The 25,644-nt window shown below is 49.5% G+C and carries 18 protein-coding genes, 1 tRNA gene and 1 rRNA gene; 10 read left to right on the forward strand and 10 right to left on the reverse strand.

The window, feature by feature from the left end:
• Positions 1-128: 128 nt before the first annotated feature.
• Together EL628_RS05810 and EL628_RS05815 are read right to left on the reverse strand one after the other, a co-directional pair.
• Complete coding sequence (locus tag EL628_RS05810) at positions 129-788, reverse strand: MOSC domain-containing protein (protein WP_126579031.1); 660 nt, start codon at positions 786-788, stop codon at positions 129-131.
• 118 nt (positions 789-906) lie between these two features.
• A complete protein-coding gene (locus EL628_RS05815) occupies positions 907-2,919 on the reverse strand; it encodes a tetratricopeptide repeat-containing protein (protein ID WP_161975298.1) in 2,013 nt (670 codons plus the stop codon).
• A gap of 344 nt (positions 2,920-3,263) precedes the next feature.
• Here EL628_RS05815 and EL628_RS05820 point away from each other — a divergent pair.
• From EL628_RS05820 to EL628_RS05830, 3 genes are all read left to right on the forward strand, one after another.
• A tRNA-Gln gene (locus tag EL628_RS05820) sits at positions 3,264-3,337 on the forward strand.
• Positions 3,338-3,764: 427 nt separating this feature from the next.
• Complete coding sequence (locus EL628_RS05825) at positions 3,765-4,172, forward strand: hypothetical protein (protein ID WP_126579033.1); 408 nt, start codon at positions 3,765-3,767, stop codon at positions 4,170-4,172.
• Positions 4,173-4,304: 132 nt separating this feature from the next.
• A complete protein-coding gene (locus EL628_RS05830; RefSeq protein WP_126579034.1) occupies positions 4,305-5,471 on the forward strand; it encodes a serine hydrolase domain-containing protein in 1,167 nt (388 codons plus the stop codon).
• 214 nt (positions 5,472-5,685) lie between these two features.
• Here EL628_RS05830 and EL628_RS05835 read toward each other — a convergent pair whose 3' ends face one another.
• Both EL628_RS05835 and EL628_RS05840 read right to left on the reverse strand, forming a co-directional pair.
• Positions 5,686-6,750 (reverse strand): M42 family metallopeptidase, encoded by a 1,065-nt coding sequence (locus tag EL628_RS05835; protein WP_126579035.1) that lies wholly within the window; start codon positions 6,748-6,750, stop codon positions 5,686-5,688.
• 176 nt (positions 6,751-6,926) lie between these two features.
• A complete protein-coding gene (locus EL628_RS05840; RefSeq protein WP_126579036.1) occupies positions 6,927-8,285 on the reverse strand; it encodes an NYN domain-containing protein in 1,359 nt (452 codons plus the stop codon).
• Between the two features lie 202 nt (positions 8,286-8,487).
• Between EL628_RS05840 and EL628_RS05845 the strand changes: the two genes are divergently transcribed.
• Entirely contained in the window at positions 8,488-8,844 is a 357-nt protein-coding gene (locus EL628_RS05845; protein ID WP_126579037.1) for a winged helix-turn-helix transcriptional regulator, read from the forward strand.
• Between the two features lie 213 nt (positions 8,845-9,057).
• Here EL628_RS05845 and EL628_RS05850 read toward each other — a convergent pair whose 3' ends face one another.
• Positions 9,058-9,348: a hypothetical protein gene (locus EL628_RS05850; protein ID WP_126579038.1), complete on the reverse strand. Its 291-nt coding sequence runs from the start codon at positions 9,346-9,348 to the stop codon at positions 9,058-9,060.
• 330 nt (positions 9,349-9,678) lie between these two features.
• Entirely contained in the window at positions 9,679-10,527 is an 849-nt protein-coding gene (locus EL628_RS05855; RefSeq protein WP_126579039.1) for a sugar phosphate isomerase/epimerase family protein, read from the reverse strand.
• A 475-nt stretch (positions 10,528-11,002) separates the two neighbouring features.
• Between EL628_RS05855 and EL628_RS05860 the strand changes: the two genes are divergently transcribed.
• Positions 11,003-13,957, forward strand: a 23S ribosomal RNA gene (locus EL628_RS05860).
• A gap of 179 nt (positions 13,958-14,136) precedes the next feature.
• Here the strand turns inward: EL628_RS05860 and EL628_RS05865 are convergent.
• From EL628_RS05865 to EL628_RS05880, 4 genes are all read right to left on the reverse strand, one after another.
• Positions 14,137-15,354, reverse strand: a complete 1,218-nt coding sequence (locus tag EL628_RS05865; protein ID WP_126579040.1) for a zinc ribbon domain-containing protein — start codon at positions 15,352-15,354, stop codon at positions 14,137-14,139.
• A gap of 178 nt (positions 15,355-15,532) precedes the next feature.
• Positions 15,533-16,771 (reverse strand): tRNA epoxyqueuosine(34) reductase QueG, encoded by a 1,239-nt coding sequence (gene queG, locus EL628_RS05870; protein WP_126579041.1) that lies wholly within the window; start codon positions 16,769-16,771, stop codon positions 15,533-15,535.
• A 32-nt stretch (positions 16,772-16,803) separates the two neighbouring features.
• On the reverse strand, positions 16,804-17,844 hold the full coding sequence (locus tag EL628_RS05875) for an ABC transporter permease (RefSeq protein WP_126579042.1): 1,041 nt from the start codon (positions 17,842-17,844) through the stop codon (positions 16,804-16,806).
• Entirely contained in the window at positions 17,841-18,908 is a 1,068-nt protein-coding gene (locus tag EL628_RS05880) for an ABC transporter ATP-binding protein (protein WP_126579043.1), read from the reverse strand. Before EL628_RS05880 ends, EL628_RS05875 begins: the two co-directional genes overlap by 4 nt.
• A gap of 317 nt (positions 18,909-19,225) precedes the next feature.
• Between EL628_RS05880 and EL628_RS05885 the strand changes: the two genes are divergently transcribed.
• From EL628_RS05885 to EL628_RS05905, 5 genes are all read left to right on the forward strand, one after another.
• Positions 19,226-20,149, forward strand: a complete 924-nt coding sequence (locus EL628_RS05885) for an FHA domain-containing protein (protein WP_126579044.1) — start codon at positions 19,226-19,228, stop codon at positions 20,147-20,149.
• 352 nt (positions 20,150-20,501) lie between these two features.
• Positions 20,502-22,310, forward strand: a complete 1,809-nt coding sequence (locus EL628_RS05890; protein WP_126579045.1) for an FAD-dependent oxidoreductase — start codon at positions 20,502-20,504, stop codon at positions 22,308-22,310.
• 478 nt (positions 22,311-22,788) lie between these two features.
• A complete protein-coding gene (locus EL628_RS05895) occupies positions 22,789-23,337 on the forward strand; it encodes an RNA 2'-phosphotransferase (protein ID WP_126579046.1) in 549 nt (182 codons plus the stop codon).
• A gap of 361 nt (positions 23,338-23,698) precedes the next feature.
• Positions 23,699-24,364 (forward strand): sigma-70 family RNA polymerase sigma factor, encoded by a 666-nt coding sequence (locus EL628_RS05900; RefSeq protein WP_126579047.1) that lies wholly within the window; start codon positions 23,699-23,701, stop codon positions 24,362-24,364.
• The gene (locus EL628_RS05905; protein ID WP_126579048.1) at positions 24,345-25,568 is read left to right on the forward strand and encodes a hypothetical protein; all 1,224 of its coding nucleotides are present in this window, start codon (positions 24,345-24,347) and stop codon (positions 25,566-25,568) included. The genes EL628_RS05900 and EL628_RS05905 overlap by 20 nt, the downstream gene beginning before the upstream one ends.
• Positions 25,569-25,644: the final 76 nt, after the last annotated feature.

The raw sequence follows: 25,644 nt of genomic DNA on the forward strand, positions 1-25,644 counted from the left end.
TAGAGACTCCTCAATAGTAGCATAACAGGCAAGACGATACTAATAGTATCATATGCTTCACTTTAAATATCTATGGAAAAGGCACTGGAAGAGATCGGCTCAATATGCACTGAGCCGATCAAAGTGAGTCAAGGGATAATCAAACGTTGCCAGAACTCATCGAGAAGCGGGCATTGGGCCAGTTCGCGAGCCAGATCTGGCTCATCCTGTCGGCGACCATGAGCAAAATCGTTAATCAAAGCAATAGTCCAGCGAGGATAGGGCCGTTCGAGCAATTCAAGGGCTTCACCTGGCTGGACCAGACCTTCATGACGCACAGAGCAATACCAGCCAGTGCGGCCTGTCGCTGCGACGCGCTTTGTCAGGCCAGGCTGTTGCCAGCGACGTTCAATTTTCCAGCAAGGGTAGCGCGGACCCGAAACCTCGATACAGGCCTTGCCTAAGCTATAGACATCACCCAGACAGACCGTCTCCTCGGAAAGACCTGCAATTGTAAAATTCTCGCCAAAGCCCCCATTACTCATCTCTGGTCGCTGGAGCTCTTGTTGCCAGAGAGGATAGTGAGCCGCAGAGTAGAGCAACACAGCCTGCGAGGGGCGTCCATGATTCTTTTTATCCGCCTGCTCGTTTCCTTCTAAATGCGTACTGTAGAGCCAGAGTGGTTGTGTTACAGGCGTCCGAAAGAAGGACGTAGACCAGCTCCGCTCCATTGGATCTTTCGCCTGATCCGCCCCATATCGCTGTGGATGTCCCACCTGGATTGATTGAAGGCGTGCCTCCTGGAGCATATTGGACCCCCTTTTTGACTGCAAAAGTATATGAAATATGTTTTTCTTTGGAACAAAGAGAATACAGGATCGTATCATGATTGATGCTAGATCAATAATACACTATTCTGATAGCCAGTTAAAGCAGCCATGGGAGCGAGAACTGTGTTGACGAAAAATCTTGTTCGCAGCCAAGATAGTGCTCATAGATGAGCAGTGCACGCTGAAGGGCATCCCAGATCTCCTGTTGATAATCTGCATTGTGGCAGGTGTAGTTTAATGTCTGGAAAAAATCGGCATTCTCGCTATAAGCCAGGAGTGCAAAAGCGTTTTGATAGAGCCGCTGGGCAGCCATAAATTGTGAGCGAGCATACAGATAATAGCCGCCTCGACTGAGAAGAGAGAAGGCCTCAAACGAATGCAGCTTCAAGTGTTCAATATTCTGCAGGCAGGCCTGTACAAACGGCAATATGCGGATACAGAGCCGATGCGTCTCATGATCAAAGAGCGTAGGGAAGAGAATATTGACAGCGTGAAGCGCTTGCTCTGCCCAATTGTGGCGTTCTTGTGGTGAAAGCTCGGCCAGCACGCAGGAGCTTATCGCAGGTGAGAGCGAGAAGGTCTGGTCAGTCTGTAATTGGATGAGAGCATAGCTGTGAAGGACCTCTAATGCTTCATCGAGAGCGAGCGTATCATGAGCGAGCAGATAGAGCCCATAACTGAGCTGATAATGTTTATGTTCAAACAGCTCACGCGGAACCTCTCTGGCTGGTAGAGAGGCACAGATACGTAACAGTTCCAAGGCTGGCGAGGGGATCTGAGCCAGATTCAGACAGCCGACAACCTCCAATGGATCAGGTGTATAACGAGCCTCCTCAAAATGTTCTTTGAGCAACTTCTTATGCTGCTGCCGATAGCGTCGATAATATTTATTGATCTCAAGTTCCTGTTCAGCAATATAGGCTCCAGCCAGCGCCAGGGCAGTTGGATGACCTTTCAAGAAAGCGACCAGTTCTTTCGCTTGAGCCACAAGATCAGTTTTGTGCCCTTCTAAGGCTGATAGTGGTTGATCTCGTGCCAGAAGGCCAGTCTGATGCAAGAAGAATAGGGTGCCCTCGCTATCTGTAAACTCATAGACTGGGAGATAGTATGCCACCTCAACCAGATCATAATGCGTTGTTGTAAGCAGAACAGAGCCTCGATGCTGCACTGGTAGATACTCCTGTGTCAATGTATGAGGTTCAACTCCATCGAGGATCAGGAGCCAGCCATAGTGAGTGGTCAGCCAGGTTCTAACAGCAGTAATCAGTTCTACTTGATTGGGAGCCTCGCGCTCTGGTAGACGGAGTGCCGCCGCAATGATCTCATAGCTGCGTATCAGAGCAGTGGTAGAGGAGGCATCAACCCAGAGAATGGCCCGATAGTGTGGCGAGAAGCGATAAGCATATTCCAGCGCGATCTGAGATTTCCCATAGCCAGTTGGCCCACCCAATGCTGCAAGCCGTTCTCGATGGGGCGTAGACTGAGAAGCTGTTAAGCGGCAGTGGAGATCAAGCAAGAGCTCTTCGCGACCAGTAAAGAGTGGATTGCGTTGAGCAGGGAGCGTATGTATTGGCAAAGAGAGTTGCGCGTCAGATGGCTCGTAGGCTTCAGTGGTGCACCGAAGCAAGGATTGAGCTTCAATAACGCGCCGTAACTCTACGCTAAGTGCAAAATAAGACTCTTCTCGCGTTCTGATCCGGCTATTCAAGGCAGGTGGATAGATCATAGTTTGAGCTAGAGGAGCAAGAGCGGTCCCTTCAAGTCTGACCGTTCGCATTTGAAATGGCAGCATTGGTACCTGTGTTTGGCAGTCCAGGAGTCTGGTTAAAGTAGAGAGAGCGTGAGGTACAGCCGCCACGAAAGCCGGGCTAAGCATCAAGAGCAACAAAGAATTTGAGGAGATCTGCGATGGCAGCAATTCCTCGGACCCCAGACATTCCTGAATAGAGCAAGCGAACCAGGTGCGGAAGAGACCTCGTTTGTGCATACTGAGCAGATGGCGTTCGATGCCCGCAAAGAACTTCCCATCCTCTTGAGCATAGAGACACACAACATCAAGTTGACGGTAAGCCGGAGGAAGAGCCGGAAAAGAAAACGGTCCAACGATCATACAACTATCCTTCACTTCGATCTTCATCGACAGAATTAATATTTAAACATCAGCATTTTTCCATGAATCTCTCTCCATTTATCTAACATTTTAGCAGTTAAAATGCAAGTAAAAATAAGAGATTATCAACAAGCGTACAATGATAAATCCCTATTTTTAAGTACACTATATCGTATAGACTGGCATTATAGAATAGTGAAGCCACAACCCCATCATTTTCAGATAAGACTCGTAAAGGATCGTAAGTCAGAGAAGGAGAGAGAATCGGACCAGTTTGGAAAACTGAGCAGAAATAGCTTGACAACCAACATAGAAGAGTGTAAGATACTTCTTGGTTAAGCCAATGGGGTATCGTCCAACGGTAGGACATCTGACTTTGGATCAGGTGATCGGGGTTCGAATCCCTGTACCCCAGCCACTCAACCGGCTTGTAGAGCCGGTTCGGGCACTTTCTGTAACAATCAGAAAGTGCCTTTTTTTGCCCTTTTTTGGCTTCTGACGTCATCTGACCGTGCCTTTTTTGATAGAAGTGCTATCTTGTTTGTGCCGGAAGTACGAGAAATGTAATTTGGTACCAACGCGCCTCTTGCGTTTAGATAAAAGAAAAGTAAAAGGTAACTCGTAGATACCTTTTAGCGTATACTAGTTGATAGTAATATGGATACATTGTGGTCCAAAAGATAAATATCTCCAGGTTATTTACCTGTTCGTTTGCTTATAGCCCATTGCCGGAATCAGATCAGAGGCTACTTCATGGGTCGCACTTACCTTTTCAGTAACCTCTTCCTAAAGAACTTTCCATGTGCGACAGACAGTCCTTATGTTCCTTAAGGAGGAACCAAAACATGCGTAATCGCTCATTTCGTAGAGGTATACAGGGTTTTCCGTGGGGAATTTTTTTCCTCTTTATTGTGATTACACAAAACTGGAACTTCATCATACCAGCGATTGTCATTAGCATCGTCGTTAGCGCTATCTTAAACAACGTAATGCGCAATAGCCAGCCTCCCCAACAGCCCTATTATCAGCCTGGGCAGCAACAGACATATTATCAGCCACCATCCAGTGAACCCTATTACCAGCCGAGCCAGCCTGCTACCCCACCATATCAGTCATATGAGCAGGGCTACCAGGCTCCAGTTCAGAGCGAAAGGGCGCCACAAGAGCCTGAAGCACACTATCCCGCCGAGTCCCCCTACCAGGACTATGATCAGCCGCGAGCAGAGTACCCGCAGCAGTTGCCACCGATGTAGTGGAATATAGAACGGGAAGGGGTGGATGAAACGAGAATATATAACCCTTTGTGAAAAATTTGTGTTATTGCCTGTAGACGCATCAATAGGCTACAGTGGTAATACACAAATTTTTTATAAAGGAGATGGCTTATGCAGCGAAAAATATGTTTTCATCCTTGCTTCATCATCATGACTCTTGTTTGTATACTCGCGCTAACAGGCTGTATGGACGGAGGAAATAATCAGGCAGCAAAGTCAACTCCAACAATCAGTACTGATAGTATTAGCAAAATGAAGAGTACACTGAGAAATGAGGGCCGTAGTGAACAATTCACCGGGGCAGTCTTAATCGTACAGAATGGCAAAATACTGCTGCGCGAGGGCTATGGTAAGGCTGATTGGGGTCAGGATATTAGCAACAAGCCAGAGACACGATTTCGAATTTCCACCCTCTCAGAGCAATTTAATGCGTTAGGCCTTCTTCTCTTACAGGATCAGGGGAAGCTATCGTTGACCGATCAGATCTGTAAATATATTGCAGACTGCCCGGCGAACTGGCAAAGTATCATCATTGAACAGCTCATTCTGCATACATCGGAGATTCCAGATTATGTCTCACGAGGAACATACAGTGATATTAAAGCCAGAACAATCACCCCTGAGCAGCTCATTGCTCTGTTTAAAGACCAGCCTTTGACCGAAGCCTACAAGGGGCGGCCAGTGTTTAGCGCCTCGAACCAGATCCTGGAAGGCTATATTATGGAAAAAGTCTCTGGTCAGAGCTATGGAGACTACTTACAGAGCGCTATCTTTGGTCCATTGCATTTAACTCATACAAGCTATGTCAAAAACAACGAACCATTGCCAGATTATGCCACCGGCTATTCTCAACCAAGAGTTGTGAGCGACCCTATTGATGCATCGGTCCTGTATGCATCTGGTGGTATCTACTCGACCGTTGACGACCTTTATACCTTTGATCAGGCGCTTATCCAGCACAAAATTGGCACTCAAGCGCTATGGAAAAACCTCTTTACCACAAAATACGCCTATTGTGGCGCCGAGTCATCGTGTGGTGGAAGATATGTTGAAGCTGGCCTGGGGTATGGCTGGTTTATCGGTAAAGAGAGAGGGGATAATGGTTCAGAGAGGGAGGTCTACTTTAACGATGGAGATTATGAAGGTTTCTCATCAGCAAACATCTATTATCCAGATCAGAAGGTAAGCGTTATTATTCTCAGTAACGCGACAACAGATCCAATTCAAGTCTACGATGAAGAAGGATTAATCGAAAACAGCCTCTTCCCCACATCATAGTCTCCGTCGTCATAGTGGTTGTTTCCTGAGGGGAGCGCAGAGATAGAGCTGCGTTTACAATGGCCATAATGTGCCCTCCGATGATCATCGAGGGCCTCTCGACGGCAGAAGCTCTTAAGGTAGGCCCTCCGATGATTATCGAGGGCCTCTCGACGGCAGAAGCTCTTATGGAAACAGCCACCATTGATGACAGTTGCGGCAGGTAAAGAACTTTTTAAGGAATCACATTCGTATGAGCATCGAGTGCCAGCACAAAGCGTGTCAGCAGATCCGAGATCTCAGCCATATCTTTAAGTGAGACCGTTTCTGAGCCAGTGTGCATATAGCGACAGGGAATGCTCACCACAGCCGTTGCGACGCCAGCGCGTGTCACCTGAATCATATCTGCATCGGTCCCCGTATGAGAGGCCTGAACATCGATCTGCCAGGCGAGACCAGCGGCTTCAGCAGTCTGGACCAGCAACTGATAGACGCGAGGATTCACATGACCGCCAATAGTCAGCACAGGGCCACCATTCAGCTTAATATCGCCGAGATCGCGCTTAGACGTCCCAGGATGATCGGCAGTAAAGGTCACATCCACAGCCACAGCGATCAGCGGATCGATACTAAAGGCAGCCGTACGAGCTCCACGGAGACCGACCTCTTCTTGAACAGCGGAGGCAAAAAAGACGCCAGCTTTAAGCTCATTGCGTCGAGCGTGGAGAGCATGCATTGTCTCAATCAACGTAAAGATCCCTGATTTATTATCGAGAGCCCGTGAGACCACCAGATCATTGCGTAGCCGCTCCAGCTCGGCAGCACGTGTTGCGACCGTCCCCAGAGGGACCAGCTTCTGGGCTTCAGCTTTATCAGCAACCCCGATATCGATCCACAATTCAGCGAGATCGGGGGCCTTGCCACGATCATCCTTGCTGATTGTATGGACAGCGGGCCTGCCGATGACGCCCAGGAGAGGACCGGAAGGGGCATGGACAAGCACACGGCTACCGGCCAGAGTTGAGGGATCGAAGCCACCGATGGGAGAGAAATATAGAAAGCCCTCTTCATTAATATGGCGAATAATAAAGCCCAGTTCATCGCAGTGAGCGGTTAGCATCACGCGAGGCGTGCCAGAGGGATTGAGAGCAGCAATCACATTGCCATGAACATCAGTGCGAACATCATCACAAATAGGAGCCAGATCTTCACGGATCAGTTGTTGCGCAGGTTGTTCAAACCCCGAGGGACTGGGAGTGGCGATGAGATGACGAAGAAAATCGAGACGAGTTTCATTCATGAGAAAGATCCTTTCCAGACGTGGAGGCCAAAAAACGGAGGCCTGGTGAAAACCTCATTCCTGCGAGAGAATGTAAACTTTCACCAGGCCCCGTAGAGCAAATGGAAGTTGTCGACTGGCTAATGAGAAAAGAGCCAGCGAGACCATAGAGCAATACAATGGCGGCGCCATTGAGCTTAGCGTACAAACTGCTTGAGCACTTCGTCCACACCGGGATGAGAACGATTCAAGCGCAAGTCTTCAGCGCCCGTTGAATCGGTCTGAACCAGAAGAATATTCTGCTGGATGCACGTATTCAACAATTCGCGAGCGGACTCGCGGGTCAACCGACCGCGGAAGCGATTTTTTGGATTGACCGGATCACCAATAAAATTGGAGACACCAATAATAGTGCGCCAGGACCAATTGCGGTCGATATAATCTAAAAATTGTAAGAACTGAGGATCGAGCACATCCATCTGAGCCGCCCCATAGGGAGACTGAAATTGAGCCGCAGTATTGGCAAAATTGATAGCGGGCATCGAACCGGTATTTGTATTCAGCGCACTACTAGGAGACATTTGAACGAGCCCAGAGATGGCTGGTAACGCACCGGTATTACCACTCACCCCACCGGGAACAAGAGGAACAAACTGGCTGGCACTGCTAATTAAATCTCGGCTAACGGTTCCTGGAATACCTACAACAATAACAGTTTTGTTCAAACGTAACTTTAAGCGAGCACTAATACGAGTAAAATCTTTATCGCCAGTCATCAGAACGAAGGTTGAGATGGTAGGGCGATCAAAAACAGTTTCAATAATATCCATCAACATATTCAGGTCAACCGTGCTTTGTACAACCGTACTTTGAACGATTGTATTACTGCCAGGTGTGACCGCAGGCATATGACCTGTAGACCCAGTATGCTGCTGAGATGGTGAAGAGGGATATCCTAAAGGACCAGTGTTACTTTGACCAAGAGAACCGGATGGACTAGACTGGCCATAGGAATTTTGATAGTGGAACGGTTGACGATAGGGTTCACGTTGCTGAAACTCGGAGACTGAGAACGACTCCTCCGTAGGTTGGTCATCATCAAGGAGATGATCATCCAGGTCATTATGAAGAGTAAGATCAGGGTCGACCCCCCAGCTGGAGCCTTGAGACTGGATAGCGGGAAGAGAACCTGAGTTCCCGGTGACACTGGAAGGCCACTGCCTGGGGAAAGAGCCAGTTCCTTGTTCAGCGACATAATTCTGTGAGCCAAGAGAACCAGTTGGTGGATTCCCGGAAGCATGGTGGATCGTGCCCATACGGATACGGTCTCGCTGCTTCGCGGGACAATCAACGCGGTCGATCATAGCGGCAGTTAAGCTGCCTTTAAACGGTTCAGGTTGACGAGACCAATCGGCATAAGCACGTGCCACCATCACGGTGCCATAGCGGCGGGCAACAGCAATAAGTTCCTGTGGGTCAGGCTCCCGCCGTTGTATATTCAGCATACTGTACCGTATGTTCTCAAAATCAATGAATAAAGCAATATCTTCGGGCACAACCTTCTCCTCTCATGGGGAGAAACCGCGCAGGCCAAGATTTGAATTGTTCAGGTGCTCGGATTACCTAGCAGTATATCCTCATAGCTATGAGCATATCATACTTTATTGGTAAAGTCGAGAGGTCTGCGCTTTACTTTGTGTAGCTACTATGGTATATTCTGTAGTTGAGAAAGAACTCAGAGACAAAGAGCAAAAAATTATGGAGCTACTACCAACGAACCCGATAAATGAGATCATCTGTCCTGTGGCCCGTACGGCCCAGATCCTCAGTGGTAAATGGACGATTCTTATTATTCGTGATCTAACAACCGGGATCAAAAGATTTAATCAATTAGAGCGATCGTTACAAGGAATAAGCCCCAAAACGTTATCGGAACGATTGCGTACCCTGGAAGAAGAGGGCATTATCATCCGAACTACTTTTGCCGAAGTACCTCCTCGTGTTGAGTATGAACTCAGTGAAAAAGGGAGAGACCTTGTGGGGGTGATAGAGAGTATGCGAAGCTACGGTACGCAGTGGTTATGTCATTGTGCAGATAAAGAACAGGATAAATAGTTCGCATCATCCCAACTGATAGATATCATATCACCTTTAGTAAGTATTGATCCCCTCCCAACAGCAACCTATAGAAAAAGAAAGGCCAGGGAGTAGAATCGGAGGTGGAGCCCCCAACCCCTGGCACAATAATGAGAAGAAAAACGTCTTAAGTCGTTTAAAAACGCTTTAATACCTTCAAAACGCCCTCAAGGTTTTGCCCTTTTAAACGTTTTAAAGGAGAGTCCCAGCTAACTCCCGGTCATGATTGCTCAGAAAGCGGTGGAGCACGCCGGTTGTTTCTATTGGGGTTGCTTCATCCACCTGATTTTCTGACTTATTTACCAAGTCATACAGACTAGCAATATCATAGCGTAGCTGTACTTGCAACTGGCCGTCACTATTAAACCCTTCTACGAAGAGCCCATCCTCTTCTTCATGGATCGCGATACTTCTAGCACCAATCTGATCCAACACTTGACCGACTGCGCGCAAGATGCTCGCATAACTAAACGTGGCCGGCATTGCTCCCTCCCTAAATAATTCGGAGATATCTTCTTTTCTTCAATATACTTGTTGTGGGACTACTCGTTCAGGCTACGATGCACCACAATGATATGTGGATAAGCAGCCTGCATACTACACTCAGTCAAGTTTATCATACCCGTCATTAAACGTCAAGTTATTGTTTCCACTTCGCACTAGCAACAAATGCGTTTATAACTTCCCCCGGGTTATAAAATTGAAAAATGCAAATATGCCCTTTATAAGCAATAATAGTAGCAGGGTTTGCTTTTTCTCTCCTGCAAATAAAGGTTTCATGCAGGGTGGTGAAACCCCTTCATGAACGTCTGCTCAGGGGTGCAGATAAGCTTGAACGACTTGACGTTCTCTTGCCAGGCCTGCCCATTCATTCGAATCGGGCCCATCATAGATGAGAGTGTAGGGACCAGAGAAATGGGTAGTGTGAGTTATGTTGAGGCAGCGTTCATAATCTACTGTGTCCAGCCCTGTCTCTTTAGAGAAATGTCCCTTTGTATGACAGGATTCTGCGTAGTGGGCGATCTGGTTTAAGCGCTCATATTTATCTGGTCCAGACCAGTTGCCAAAGTCCAGACAGAGTCCGACGCGTCCCTCTAATTGTTCAAATAGCGCGTGGACGGTCTCAGGCTGTGAAAGTAAGGAGAACCAGTTTTCTGTCATCAGGCGTATGCCAACTGTCTCCGCCTGGCTTGCCAATTCTGCTAGTGCCTGTGCACTTCGTTTCAATGTCTCCTCGCCTGGTTGCGCTTTGCCTGCAATAACACGAGTGCGCTTTGCACCAAGCTGGCCGGCAATCTCAATCCAGCCTGCAATCCAGCGTTGGTGATGGGTAGCCTGAGTGGGATGGGTGAGATCTCCCTCATCGACCAGAAGCGAGAAGAGCTCAATCTTCTCTTGCTCCAGAGTCGCGCGAAGCTCTGCCAGATAACCCGCGTCGAGCGTCGGAAGATGAAAATGACAGATCTCTAGCGTATGAATGCCGAAGTTTGCCAGGCGCGCAGGCAGCTCTAATAAGGATAATGAGCCCTTAAGTGCCGTCCTGGGTTGCCATGGCTGTGCGCTGTCTGGTCCATAGATTTCAGGATCTCCCAGTGTTCGATGCAGGCTCCAGGTTGAGACAGAGAGACGAGGTGCCACCAATGATGAACGATCGTGAGACATAGCTTAGTTCTCCTTTGAAAAGTACGTATTCCCATTGAAATGTATTATATCTGATCTATGTCGATGAGTTGATCTCTAGTAGGGTCCGCCTCTGCTTATTGTTGCCGGAAGAGGTGAGGAAGCGGCTGATTGCTTCCAATAATGTGATCAAACTGCCGTGAGCCGCCTTGTCCTCGTAACGGGTCTGCTCCTGCTCTCACTATCTGCCAGGAGAGACCATGCCAACCTGGTGGCAAATAGTGAGGAAATAAAGATGAGTTTTGTCCAGATGAAGAAAATTGCCCTTAAAAAGTGTTGACAGCTTTTGCAAAGTGTGGCATATTATCTGAGCGCCGCTGAGAGCGACGCGGAGTTGAAAAACGCAACGCACATTCACAATAGAATATGTATCATTTCTTCAATTTTGCTGAGCGATGAAGATTGCAAGCACGAGTTGAAGCAGAGACAAGCAAGACACCATCAAGACCAAAGAAACGAACAAGCTACACAGAGTACGAGGTGGATGCCTTGGCACGAAAGACCGATGAAGGACGCGGAGACCGGCGAAACGTTCGAGGGGAGCTGCATACAAGCCATGAACCTCGAGATTCCGAATGGGGCAACCCATCCAGAGTGATGTCTGGATACTCCCTGTTGAACACATAGACAGGGGAGAGGGCAGCGGGCGAACTGAAACATCTCAGTAGCTCGACGAAAAGAAATCAACCGAGATTCCCGTAGTAGTGGCGAGCGAACCGGGAGGAGCCCAAACCATCCGTTCTTCGGAACGGGCGGGGTTGTAGGACTCGCAACAAACAATGGCCGATCATTCGAATGCGTTGGAAAGCGCAACCAGAGCAGGTGAGAGTCCTGTAGAAGACGATCAACCGGCGTGGGCGAGGATCCTGAGTACCACGAGGCACGTGAAACCTTGTGGGAAGCTGGGGGGACCACCCTCCAAGGCTCAACATCTTTCGTGACCGATAGCGAACAAGTACCGTGAGGGAAAGGTGAAAAGCACCCCGAGAGGGGGATGAAAGAGACCCTGAAACCACGTACTCACCAGCAGTCAGAGGCCACTGTTCCAGGAGGAACCAAGGGCTGATGGCGTGCCTTTTGTAGAATGATCCGGCGAGTGCATCGTCGTAGCAGGTTAACCAGCGGTAAAGCTGGGGAGCCAGAGGGCAACCGAGTCTGAAGCAGGCGCGCGTTGCGGCGATGCGACCCGAAACCACGTGAGCTATCCATGAGCAGAGTGAAGCGGATGTGACAGTCCGTCGAGGCTCGAACCCACCAGTGTTGCAAAACTGGGGGATGACTTGTGGATAGGGGAGAAATTCCAATCGAACGTGGAGATAGCTGGTTCTCCCCGAAATGTATTGAGGTACAGCTGCATGTGTTGTCTGTTGGAGGTAGAGCGCTGGAAAGGCTCGGGGCCCTGTGCGGGTTACCAACCCTTCTCAAACTGCGAATGCCAGCAGAGTGGAGCATGCAAGTGAGACAGTGGGGGCTAAGCTTCATTGTCAAAAGGGAAACAGCCCAGATCACCGGCTAAGGTCTCCAAATCACTGCTCAGTGTCAAAGGGAGTCAGTACGCAATAACAGCCAGGATGTTGGCTTAGAAGCAGCCATCATTGAAAGAGTGCGTAATAGCTCACTGGTCGAGTGTAGTGGCACCGACAACGTAGCGAGGCTTAAGCAGTGTACCGAAGCCGTGAATTGCATCCTTGAGGTGCAATGGTAGGGGAGCGTTCTCAAGCAGAGAAGCCAGACCGGAAGGACTGGTGGAGCGACGAGAAGTGAGAATGCCGGAATGAGTAGCGTAATCTCTGTGAAAACCAGAGACACCGAATGCCTGAGGGTTCCTGGGCACCGTCAATCGTCCCAGGGTGAGTCGGGCCCTAAGCCGAGGACGTCATAGTCGTAGGCGATGGAAAGCAGGTCAGAGATTCCTGCACTAGCGTCAGATCGTGATCAACAATGGGGGGACGCAGTAGGGAAGGTGAACCGATCGAATGGACAGGATCGGCGTGTCGTTTGAAGTGCGAGACCGAGGCAAATCCCGGTCTCCTGTGCATGACAGCGGCACCGAGCGCGAGCAATCGTGCGGAAGTCATCGGACCCCAGGCTGCCAAGAAAAGCCTCTCGTGAGAGCTGACGCTACCCGTACCGCAAACCGACACTGGTAGGCAGGGGGAACTCCCCCAAGGTGATCGAGCGACCCTCTGTTAAGGAACTCGGCAAATTGACCCCGTACCTTCGGTAGAAGGGGTGCCCCAGTAGCGTGTTTCGATGCGCGAGGGGGCTGCAAGAAATTGGCTCAACCGACTGTTTACCAAAAACACAGGTCTCTGCGAACGCGAAAGCGGAAGTATAGGGGCTGACTCCTGCCCAGTGCCGGAAGGTTAAGCTAAGTGGTGTTCGTAGCCACGAGGTGAAGCCCCGGTGAACGGCGGCCGTAACTATAACGGTCCTAAGGTAGCGAAATTCCTTGTCGGGTAAGTTCCGACCCGCACGAAAGGAGTAACGAGTTGAGCACTGTCTCGACAGAGGACTCGGCGAAATTGAAGTACCCGTGAAGATACGGGTTACCCACGACAGGACAAAAAGACCCCGTGGAGCTTTACTACAGCTTGGCCTGGATACGAGGGACAGCGTGCGTAGCATAGGTGGGAGCCGGAGAATCCATCCTTGTGGGGGTGGAGGAGGCAGCAGTGAAATACCACTCTCGTTGTGTTTTGTGTCTCACGCCAGACCGTGAACCGGTTGGCAGACAGGACCAGGTGGGTAGTTTGACTGGGGCGGTCGCCTCCCAAAGAGTAACGGAGGCGCTCAAAGGTTCTCTCCGGGTGGATGGACATCACCCTTATAGAGTGTAAAGGCAGAAGAGAGCTTGACTGCAAGGCAGACGCGCCGAGCAGGGACGAAAGTCGGACTTAGTGATCCCACATTCCCGAGTGGAAGGAGTGTGGCTCAACGGATAAAAGCTACCCCGGGGATAACAGGCTTATCTTGCCCAAGAGTTCACATCGACGGCAAGGTTTGGCACCTCGATGTCGGCTCGTCGCATCCTGGGGCTGGAGTAGGTCCCAAGGGTTGGGCTGTTCGCCCATGAAAGCGGCACGCGAGCTGGGTTCAGAACGTCGCGAGACAGTTCGGTCTCTATCCGTCGTGGGCGTAGGAAGATTGAGGGGCGTCATCTCCAGTACGAGAGGACCGAGATGGCTGAACCGCTGGTGTGCCAGTTGGCCTGCCCGGGCCACAGCTGGATAGCTATGTTCAGAAGGGATAAGCGCTGAAGGCATCTAAGCGCGAAGCCGCACCCAAGATGAGTCTTCCCATCACTTTGTGTGATCAAGATCCCAGGAAGAAGACCTGGTCGATAGACGACACGTGGACGCCTGGTAACAGGTGGAGCGAAGTCGCCCTAATGATCGTACGGCTTGTCATTCAGGTCTTGAATGGGTGAGCGAGCGGAAATCGGCTTGAACGCGTGGTTGCATACGGCGCGCTCGGCAAAATTGAGGAAATGATACAGATTCTATAACAAAGGACCGTCAACGATGAAGTTGATGGTCCTTTGTTTTGTTGTGGAACCACGATAACGACGGCCACAAGATGTAAAAAGATCTAGCGAGGAGCTTTCTTTGTGATATGTAGTAGCAAACTTCCTATCAGCCAGATCGCCAGATAGACTACCAGCACAGAAAGAGCCTGTTGATCTGAGAAGAACTGAGTTGTGGTATTGGTAGTAGTACTGGTAAGGTAGTGATTCTGATTAACCAGGAGAGAAAAGATATTATTGCTGATCAGCCATTTCTGGAGCACTTCCAGCGGCCCATGGGGGGTAAACAGCGTAATAATATTGATAGTCAACTCAACGCAGAACCAGAGATAGGTCAGGAAGATCCCAAACACTCCTGAACGCGTCCAGGTAGAGAAGAAGAGGGTCATCGAGGTATAAGTAAACGTTCCTAAAATACCGAGAAGCACCAGGATACCCGCATGCAGAAGCCAGGAACTGGTTAGAAAATGAAAATTGGTATGGACACCTGGAATTAAAGCCACCAACTCCCCAATCCCGAGCCCGACCAGCGTTAACACGACCACAAAAAAGCTATTATAGTAGAGAATTGCCAGAGCGCGAGCAAAGAAACCAGGTGCTTTCTCTGGATCAGCATGAGTAACCAGTCGAATAATAAAGCCGCCATACGTGCGATTCACAATGAGTCCAGCCATGATCACCAGGAACAATCCCAGAAATAAAACGATAAAAGTCACAACCAGGACCAGAGAGACTGGTAGATGCACTATATCAACCGTTCTGAACGACGTAGCACAGCTCTGAGAACTGGTATAGTTGATGCATGTTGAAGAGTAACTCTGCTGTTGATCGATCCAGTTAGCGAAGATCACCAATATAAGAGCACTAATAATAGTGATAACAATACTCGTCGTAACAGGCCATTGAGGGTAGCGCCGATCGACCATTCGGGGTGTTGTGATCATGGGCAAAGGGGCAGGATTTGAGGGATAGCTTTCAACGGGAGGATAGAGAGGATAGAGCGGTGCTTGATTCGTCGTCGTTGAATATGGTGGTGGGGGTGGGGGCTCTGTGATCGGTGCAGCGTATTGTGTCGGTGGTTGAGAGGAAGGTGGGAGCGAGGCATATTGTGTTGGTGGCAATGCCGATTGCCCCGCCTGAGGTCCGCTTGCACGCTCCGTTGCTCTAGATGTATGCTGCGCACCTTCAGTGGTACGAAGGGCATGGCCACAATGAGCACAAAAAGCATCGGTACGCTGATTTTGCTGTCCACAATTGGGACAAAAGATTGATGAGACATTCATCAGCAGTTATTCCTCTATGTTCTAACTTACCATTATGAAAGATAAACGTTTTGGAGCAGTTTTTTGGGAGAAAAACAGTGTCACCATCCAGGTATGGAAGCTTCATCGAGGACTTGATCTCTCAAGGCAGCCTGATACTATCTCTGTCTTAGAATGAAAGATCCTGCTTCCTTGAACATTAGAGCGCATTGAGCAGACTGAGCGCGTAGCGTACCTCTTGCCGTACCTCTTGATCAGCTTCCTGTGCCATGGCCGCCTGAAGCGCTTGCAACGCCTCGTCCCCCCCTAAACGGCCAAGCGCCCAGGCTGCATGACCACGGATAAGTGGCTCCTCGTCTTGTAATGCCAGACGAAGAGCTGGAACAGCGCTGCGGTCGCCACTATTGCCCAGAGCAACGCAGACATTGCGCAAGAAGCCACGGCGCTTGGTACGCTTAATGGGGCTATGGCGGAAACGAAGCCGAAACTCCTCTTCGGTTAAAGCAAGAAGAGGGATCAGCTCAGGTGTTGTCCCGATAGGAGGGCGGGTCTGAAACTCTGTGCGACCCTGAAAGGCTGGCTTATCTGTTGAGCGACGTTTAATCGTCGTAAGACCAATGAGCGGAGCACCTTGCTCATCGCGCAGCCCCAGCCGTCGTTCAGCTACCTGATTGACAGGACAGACCTCCTGACAGATATCGCAGCCGAAGATTAGATTCCCCATGAGCGGACGAAGCTCAATAGGAATACTTCCTTTAAGTTCAATCGTGAGAAAAGAGATGCAGCGCGTACTGTCCAGCTCATAGGGATGAGGGAGGGCTCCAGTAGGGCAGGCGTGAAGGCAGATCTCACAATTGCCGCAATTGGACTTGAGAGGTTCATCAGGAATAAGGGGAAGATTGGTCACAATCTCAGCCAAAAAGACCCATGATCCCCAGCCTTTGGTCAGAATATTTGTATTTTTGCCATACCAGCCGAGGCCAGCGCGTTGAGCCACCGCTCGATCGACCATACGCCCGGTATCGACAAAGAGCCGCGTCTCGAGCCGTTCTCCAGGTAACTCTCCTGGACGCTCCTGGACAGCTTCATTGATCCAGGTCGTGAACTGCTGAAGTTTAGGCTTAATGAGATCATGATAGTCTTCGCCCCAGGCATAGCGCGAGATACGGCCTTGCAATGGACCACCCTCATCTGGCTGTTCAGTCAGATAGCACATACCGAGCGCGATGATCGACTGTGCCTCAGGCAAAAGAGCAGTAGGATCACAAGAGACATCCGCCCGTTCCGCACTGAACCAGGGGAGGCCCGCAAAGTATCCACGAGACACACGATCTTTAATCGCCTGATTGGCCTCACGGAAAGGCAAGGCTGTAGTCACGCGAACCAGATCAAAGCCAAGTGAGTAGGCATAGTCTTTAATTGTCTGTGTCTCAAGCATAGTCTGTGCAATCCAGGGTTAGCGTTAATTCATTAATTGGTGACATCACGATTCTGCTGGACCCACCAGCTGCCACCCAGAAGAACGATGAGATAGGCCAGAATGACCAGCAAAGCATGGAGATCTGAGATAGGAGAAGCTTTCACATCATTCTCTAGATACACATTTTGATTGATCAGCAGAGCTGAAATATTGGGCCCAATGAAGTAATCTGGTACAGCCTTCAGAAAATCGCCGAAGCCGCCTCCAATAGATGATCCAATAAAGGTTAAGATAGGAGCAATGATACTCTCCAGGAACCACCAGATCAAGCCCCCTGCCAGCCCGGCAGCAGTTGCCTTCCCAAGCGTAGAAAGACAGAAAGCGATTGAACAATAGGTAAAGATGCCAAGAGTTGCGATCAGTAGCAAGAGAAAGGCATGGAGGAGCCATGTACCGGTTAAGAAGCTAAAATCTATCGTACCACCAGGGATGAGATTGAAGAGAGCCCCGGTAATGATGCCAACAACGACCAGAAACAATAGCGTCCCAAAGATCGCAATAAGGACCGTTCCCAACTTTGCCAGGAAGAACTGAGTTCGTGTGGGGCCGCGAGAGAGCATAATGCGAATAGTCCCCACGCTATACTCGCCTCCTACAATAGTAGCCGTGAGTATGACGAGAACAATCACCCCAATGAAATTAACAATTCCAACTGCTTGATTGAGCGAGCCAGGGAGATGGAGAGGCGAAGCCGCAGCCTCAACGGCCTGATGCTTAAGTTGTACCCCCTGATCGTGACTGACCGCAGCCTGTGAACATTCTTCACTGTTATTACAGGTAAAGCCACCAAAGCTTTCAGGCGAGCGCGAAGCCTGATAAATGGCAGTAGTAGAGATCAGGGCGAAGGCAGCAATCACCACCAGCGAGGCGACCAGCAGCACAATCTTTGGCATCAGTCGGCGACGGAGCTTATAGAGCTCCCCGCCAATCGAGCGAAAGAGCACATTAAGATAATTCTGGCTCCCCATAATCACATTCTTGCTGCGAACGGGAGTTGCAATCATCGGTTCGAATTGCGATTGGCTACTCATTTTTGATCCCCTTTCAGAGCTGTTGCGGCAGTGGATGTTTCATTGGAGCCAGCCATTGTCCCTCCAATATAAGGGCCAGCAGCCGATGAAGGAGCCACCAGCTGTAAGAACACCTCTTCCAGGCTGCCCTCACGCGGATGGATTTCAGCAGCATACAACTGATGCTGGGCCAGCAACTGATTAACTTCGGCAGAGCGATCATTAGGGGCTGCTAGCTTGATAATTGACTGATTACGTTTATTTTGATCGATACGCACGTCAGTAAGCCAGTTGATAGCGCCTCCTCGCAACTCTTGTAACAGAGCAAGCGCCTGCTCAGTCTGGATTGTATCGTTCATTCTCACTTCAATCTCCTCATCAGTGCGCAAGAGATCCTCCACTGCGCCCAGCTTCACCAGATTGCCTTTGCGTAAGATGGCGACACGATTGCAGACCTGCTGTACTTCAGAAAGGATATGGCTAGAGAGAAAGACTGTTTTACCAAGCGAAGCCAGTCGCTGGATCAGTCGGCGGATCTCAATGACGCCGGCAGGATCGAGACCATTTGTTGGTTCATCGAGCATCACCAGCTCAGGATCATTTAACAACGCAGCCGCAATGCCCAGGCGCTGCTTCATACCTAATGAGTATTTGCGATATGCCAGCTTCTCATAGGTGCGTAGCTCGACAATATCCAGGATCTCAGAGATTCTGGCCTCATTGGCTTTGCCCAGTACCATACCAGAATTGGCCGCAATGACGCGTAGATTATCACGGCCTGAGAGATAAGGATAGAAAATAGGCATCTCGACAATTGCACCAATGCGCTGGAGAATCTCAGGGAGTTGATACGCTGTATCCATGCCAAAGAGGAGAGCTCGACCAGCTGAAGGTCGAATCAATCCTAATAACATACGAATAGTAGTCGTTTTACCAGAACCATTGGGGCCCAGAAAACCGAAGACGTCCCCACGTTGCACCTCTAGATTGAGGTCATTGACGGCAACCAGATTCCCGAAAGCTTTCGTGAGCCTGGATGTGCTGATGATCGTCTTCTCATCGTGAGGGGGTAATGTCTTGTTCATTACCGGCTCCTTTTTTTTATAAATTTTGCGTATAAATTACCATTGTATCCCCATACTATACGTTATTTTCCTCTTTCGGTTACAGCGACTGTTTCATCGTTAGAGCAAGGCACTCAGGCCGCAGGCTTGCTTTATGCCCAGCAGATCCAGGCTGAAAATAGTCCTATCCAGTAAGACCATAGACAAGTTTTAAGCAACTATGTTAGACTTTTGTCAATTATAGAGTAGACGTTCATGAAAAGGGTTTCACCACCCAGTATGAAACCTTTATTTTCAGAAGAGATATTACAAAAGAAAAAGATTGAGGAGATAGATACATGGATGCGAAGCTTACTGGTCCCTTTGGTCAGATGCTTCTTACCCCCAATGGGCTTAAGATTGGTCGTGCACAGGATAATCAGCTTGTTTTGCAAGATGTAAAGGCTTCGGGTCATCATGCTGAGCTAAAGCCATGGGGACAGGGATTTGGCATTGTAGATCAAGGGAGCACTAATGGTACCTATGTAAATGAGCAACGGCTTCTTCCGCAGCAGGTTCGCCCATTAGTGAATGGAGATGTTATCCGGATTGGCGACACGACCTTTTCATATAGTTATCCAGAAGCCAGACCGGTTGAAGCCACCGTATATGCAGCCCCTCCGGCTGGTGGATTACCACCTACAGCTCTAGCTCCTCAACCTTTTGCTGATCAGGCATTTACTCCTCCCGTGGCGACTCCTCCGCTGTATGCGGCAGCTCCGCCTCAGTATCCTCAGTACCCCCAGTATCCTCAATTACCCAACAATTACGCGGGTGCACCACTAAACCAGGGGCGACCGCAACGCTCGGGTCGTCGGCTCTGGATTATTCTGGGGAGTGTTCTATTGGGCGTGGTCGTGCTCTGTGGCCTTCTCTTTGTGGTCGTGAGCCTGAGCAAAGGGGGAGCCTCTCCTGATAATACGCTTAATGCATTCTGTACAGATCTCCAAAAACCTGATGCCCATGCAGCTTATGGGGAGCTTGATCCAGCGCTACAGAGCCGTGTGCCAGAACCGCTGTTTACACAATTCTTTACGAAGCAGCCTATCAATAGCTGCACACATGGCACACCAGTAGAAAATGGCAACAAGGCGACCGCGACAGTTATCCTTACTTCACCGACGCAGTCAGCCCCTTTGAGTCTTCCTATGACCTTGATCAAAGAGAGCGATGGGAGCTGGAAGATTAGCGATATCCAGATGAGCGATACCCCCAGCTTTTAGGGCCTCTTCTGTTGGGCCTTGTAAAGCAAGGGATCAAGCTGCATTCATCTTGTTCGGGATCCTGGCATTATGCTATAATCTCAAATGGGGACGTATCCCGCGATCTCTCTCGATAAAAATAAGCGAGTTTTGCATTTATTAATAGAGCAATTATGTTTTCCTGTCAGCATCGGTCTCATGCTTTGCAGAGAAAAACATGTCTGCCCATACAGCTAGCAAATAAGACGCTGTATAGAAGGAATAGGCTGTCTGCCTACGATTAGCGCTATGCATTTTATCTTCCCTGTTCCACAATTCATGTACCTCCTGCTTGGAGTAAGCATATCCGGTACTCAGGAAAGGACCTTGTGCGATGATTGATCCCGATAGCGAATTGGAAGCTCGATACCATTCGATTGGGGTAACGCCAGACTGGTATCAAACAAACATTCCCTGTCAGGTTGGCTGCCCTGCGCACACAGATGTGTCAACCTACATTGGTCTTATCTCACAGGCTCGTTTTGACGAGGCCTACCTCTTAAACCGTCAGGCGAACGTTGTGCCTGGCGTGTTGGGGCGCACCTGTGCTCGCCCATGTGAGCCTGTCTGCCGTCGTAACAAAATTGATGGGAAACCAATCACCATCTGCTGGCTGAAGCGAGCCGCAGCCGATCACCGCGAGTATCGCCATCATGCGGTACGCCCTCCAATCACCAAGGAGAAGAAAGTAGCAGTGGTCGGTGCTGGTTCCGCTGGTCTGGCCTGTGCACGTGAGCTACGAGAGATGGGCTATCCCGTCACAATCTACGAGCAGTTCCCCACCGCTGGTGGTGTCATGGTTAATGGTATCCCCATCTGGCGTCTGCCACGTTATGTGACCACCGAAGAGTGTGACGAATACATGGCCGATCTGGGTGTTGAGGTGAAATATAATACCCGCGTTGGGCGTGACGTTCAGGTGACCGAACTGCTCGAGCAGTATGATGCTGTCTTCCTGGCGGCTGGTTGTTATATTCCAAATCCTGTGGCCGGTCCCGATAATAAAGTCATTCCTGGTGCTGATCTACAGGGTGTTGAAGATGGTATTCGCCTGTTGGCAAAGTCTAACTATGGTGAGCCAGTCTATATTGGGAAAAAGGTTGCGGTTCTGGGTTCAGGTTTTACCGCTATGGACTGCTGCCGTACAGCGATTCGTTTTGGCGCCGAGAAAGTATATATCTTCTATCGTCGTTCGAAGGAAGAGGCGGGCTCGGATGAGTACGAAGTCGATGAGGCTGTATTTGAGAATGTTGAGTTCAACTATCTTGTCACGCAGCTTGCCGTATTAAGCGAGGATGGTGTACATGTTAGTGGTATGCGTTTCATCCGCAATAAACTGGGTGATCCTGATGCCAGTGGCCGCCGCCGTCCAGTTCCTATTCCTGGTACCGAGTTTGAAGTCGAACTGGATACAGTCATTCCAGCCTTTGGTCAGTATAGCGATGTCTCCTGGCTGCCAGCCGATGAGTTAAAGCTCGAGGTGAATAAATGGGGTGTGCCGCTGATCGATTTTGATAACTGGATGACAAGCCATCCCGGCCTGTTTGCTGGTGGCGACTTCACGCAGGGTGCCCGTAACCTGATCTCGGCCATCGGTGATGGTCGCGATGCTGCTGCTGCGATTAACCGTTACCTTGGTGGTGAGGATAAAGCTGCCGAGGCTGCTGAAGAGATCGAGCTTCCCGATTATCGTCGTGGTATGGTGGACAACTACGAATCTATTCCGCATCAGCTCATTCCAGCGTTGCCTCTTGCCGATCGTTATAGTCACACGCGTGAGACAGAGACTGGTTATACTCCCGAGCAGGCGGTTATTCAGGCGCGTCGCTGTCTACAGTGTCAATTGAACATCATGATTGATCCATCCATCTGTATCCTGTGTTCTGGCTGTGTTGATATCTGTCCTTATGACTGCATCAGCATGGAAGGGTTATCCCGTGTCGTTAAGGGTGATCCTATGCACACTGGTACCAGCAATTGGGAAGGTGGCGCGGATATGATCATTGATGAGGAGAAGTGTATTCGCTGTGGATTGTGCATTGTGCGCTGTCCTACGGATGCGATCTCGATGGTCCAGTTTGAGGTCTCGAGTCCTAATGCTCGCTGGTCCGTTTCAAAGATCCCCGTTCTCAACTTGAAGTAGATGTTCTTGTAGAACGGGGCTATCCCCCCGTTCTACAGGTGAGCTGTTTGCAACCTCCACCCAAAACTGACCTCCGCCCACACGTATCTTATAATCTCTTCACTTTTATCAACATGTTCAACACTATGTTGTCCCCTGGCATCCATCCCCTTATTCCGCAGTCACAATTGCGACTGACCTGAGAAGCTTTTGCCTCTCTACATTGTAGAGTTTATGTCAGGATTTACGGTAGAGTTTATGTATACTCTTTATGATCAATTGGTCTCAAGTCCGGGCTCTCAAACATACATGCAGAACATTGGTGTGCAAAAATAAAATGTGGTTATTTTGTACAGGAGAGAGGTAGATAGCCACCAGAAACGGAGAGCGGGTAGCAGATTGAGGCGCTTTTATCAAGTGAATTGCTGGTAAAACTCCTGCCACTAGTATACACTAGAGATGACTGATCTCGCATTGAGAAACATCCAGGAGGTAAGGAATGGCAATTGACCTGAAAAGTTTGAGCAAGACCATGGCCTATGCGTTGCGTCATCAGCCAGTACAATTCGGTTTAACGCTGGATGAAGAGGGCTGGGTGGAGGTTTCTACCTTATTGGAGGCTCTGCGAAAACAGCGGAGCGCATGGAGATTGCTCCAGACGACCGATCTAGAGCGCGTCATTGCAGAGTCCGATAAAAAGCGTTATGAGATACGTGAGGGGAGAATTCGCGCCTATTATGGGCATTCGATCGAGCAGAAAATGCAGCATGAACCGGTAGAGCCTCCAGTGATCCTTTATCATGGGACCACTCCTGAGGCTGCACCTTCCATTCGTCGTCAGGGCCTTAAACCCATGCAGCGTCAGTATGTGCATCTGGCAACAGATATAGAGACGGCCCGTCAGGTTGCGCTCAGGCGGACGCATAAGCCAGTTATAATTCGTGTTGAGGCTCAGCAAGCCTATCGGCAAGGTATCGCCTTTTATTCAGGGAACGATGATATCTGGCTTGCCGAGCCCATTTCCGTAGACTTTCTGCACTTTGACTAATGTTTGTTAAAACTTCTTTTTTTATAATGACGTATAGACAAAACATCTATGAATACCCCTATCCTGGTGTGATTTATGTGCGTTGGAAGTGGGTAGAGGCCCCATTTCTGGGTAGTACTTTAACGTTTTCTTAACGTAGCTACTTGACTTTTCTCTGGTTTTTCCGCAAAATTAGAAAAAAGCCAGGTCGGTGAGAGATATACGTAGCCAAGGACGTATATATCTAACAGGACGATGGCGAGTGTACCACCGATAAGGTCGCTCTCTTCCCCCCATAAAGTCGCCAAGCTTTTCGAGCCAAAGAAAGCGGGTGCCAGCGACTGAAATTTGAAGAGAGGTGTCCTCTGGTCTGCAAGGAGCGATGATGGTGCGACATGACTGGTCTGATGAGGACTTAGCCCAACGGTTGCATGAGAAAGATCCCGAGGCATTGGAAACGCTCATCTCCCGGTATTCTCGTGAAGTATTTTATTTTATTCGTCTGGTACTTGATGGAGTCGGCGTAGCACAGGACGCAGAAGAGTGCGTCAATGATCTCTTTGTAGCTGTATGGCAAGAGATTGATACGTTTGACATTACTCGTGGGGCGTTGCGCACATGGCTTACCATGCGTGCAAAGTATATTGCGCTGGATCGCAGACGCCAGTTGTGTCGCCGTCAGACACACAATATACAATCAGCTGATGAGATCCGGCAATGGAGTTCATCGGATGGCAACAACAGTCGGAGTTTTTCTGGTTGGGGAGAGAATGACAAGCGAGCTGCTTTGCCACCACATCCCGAGACCAGTATGGAACATTTGCTAGAGCAGAGTGAGAGGCGTGAGGAGCTGCGCCTGGCCTTGGCAACGTTGCCCGAGCTTGATCGCTTTTTGATATATCAACGTTATTTTAAATTTGCTAGCACGGAAGAACTTGCGAAGAAGACGGGCCTCACCCGCCATGCCGTTGACACACGACTCTGGCGAGCGCGAAAGAATTTACGCGAAGCGCTCAAGGAGCACTCACATGAGTACGAGCGAATTTGATGGCCAGGAACAGAGATCAGAATTCGAGCTCTTTGGCCTGACTGGCGCTGAAGATTTTCTAGAGGGTTTAGAAGATTTTCCTGCTGATTTTTCCGAGTGTGATCTAGAATTTGCGCAAGAGTTAGAGCACTTCTTTGCTTTAGAAGAAGAAGAAGTGCCGCCACTTTTTGTGCAAACGCTTTTAGAATCGGCTGACCCTCGCTTTCAAGCGGTGGAAGTAGGTTTTGAAAAGAAGACCTATGCTCGTGTATTTCGCCGCTTAAAACTTAAACGTCGCCTTTTTCGCTCTTCCCATTCTGCGCACAGAGTGGGAATGTCACGTCCTTTTATGGCCATTGGATTGGCCTGTCTCCTCTTTATGGTTTTGACTGCGGTCTATATCAGTCCATCCTTCGCTTCTGGCTTTCAATACCTCTGGGCAGGTGCCCACAGTGGTGTGTTACAAGTCAAACACTATCCAACCGCACTAAATAACGCACGCCCCGCGAAAACTGTTATAAACGCATTGCCCGACATTCCAGAGCAGATGACGGTCATGCAGGCACAGCAGCGGCTCCATTTTCCGATCTTCTGGCCGCAATATATACCGGAAAAATATTCGCACGCTTCAGGAGATATCTTTATTTATAAGGGTGATCCTGCCTGGTCTGATGGGCCAATTGTTGTCTCTACCTTTTACAATGCTCGTCCTGGCCTGTCGCCACGCCAGATCTTAATCTGTGAATTTAAGCCGCAGGGAAAAGTATTGCAGGTGGTCCAGGATGGTGCGGCTCAACAGTTAAAGATTGGCCGTGATGGTTCAGCGGCGGCGGTCTATGTTCAGGGTCAGTGGAATCAGAACAATGCATCCACACCAACATGGGTCTATAGCGAGCGAAGCCAGTTGATCTATGAGAACGATCGTGGTGTGGTCTTCTGGATCGTTGGTGATGAGCGTGATGGCATTGATAAAGAAGAGTTACAGTCGATTGCCACCTCTCTCTCGCTCCTTGATACTACGCGGACGACATTGATCAATGGACACCCGGTTCGTGTCGTGAAGGGCGTAGATAATGAGCCTTCATTTTTAGCAAACGACGTTATTTATATGGATAATCCTGACAATCCAAATGGCCCCATCTTTAAATTAGTGGGAGCTCCACAGGCCCCTTCAACGACCATACATAATCATGGTCTTCATGGCGATCTTGATTCCGATTCATAAAAGGCGATCTATCCAGTTCCGACAAGAATGGCCCACTGTGCAAAAAGCAATGGGCCATTTTCTTGTTTTGAAACGA

This window comes from Tengunoibacter tsumagoiensis (genome assembly GCF_003967535.1).
GTDB lineage: Bacteria > Chloroflexota > Ktedonobacteria > Ktedonobacterales > Ktedonobacteraceae > Tengunoibacter > Tengunoibacter tsumagoiensis.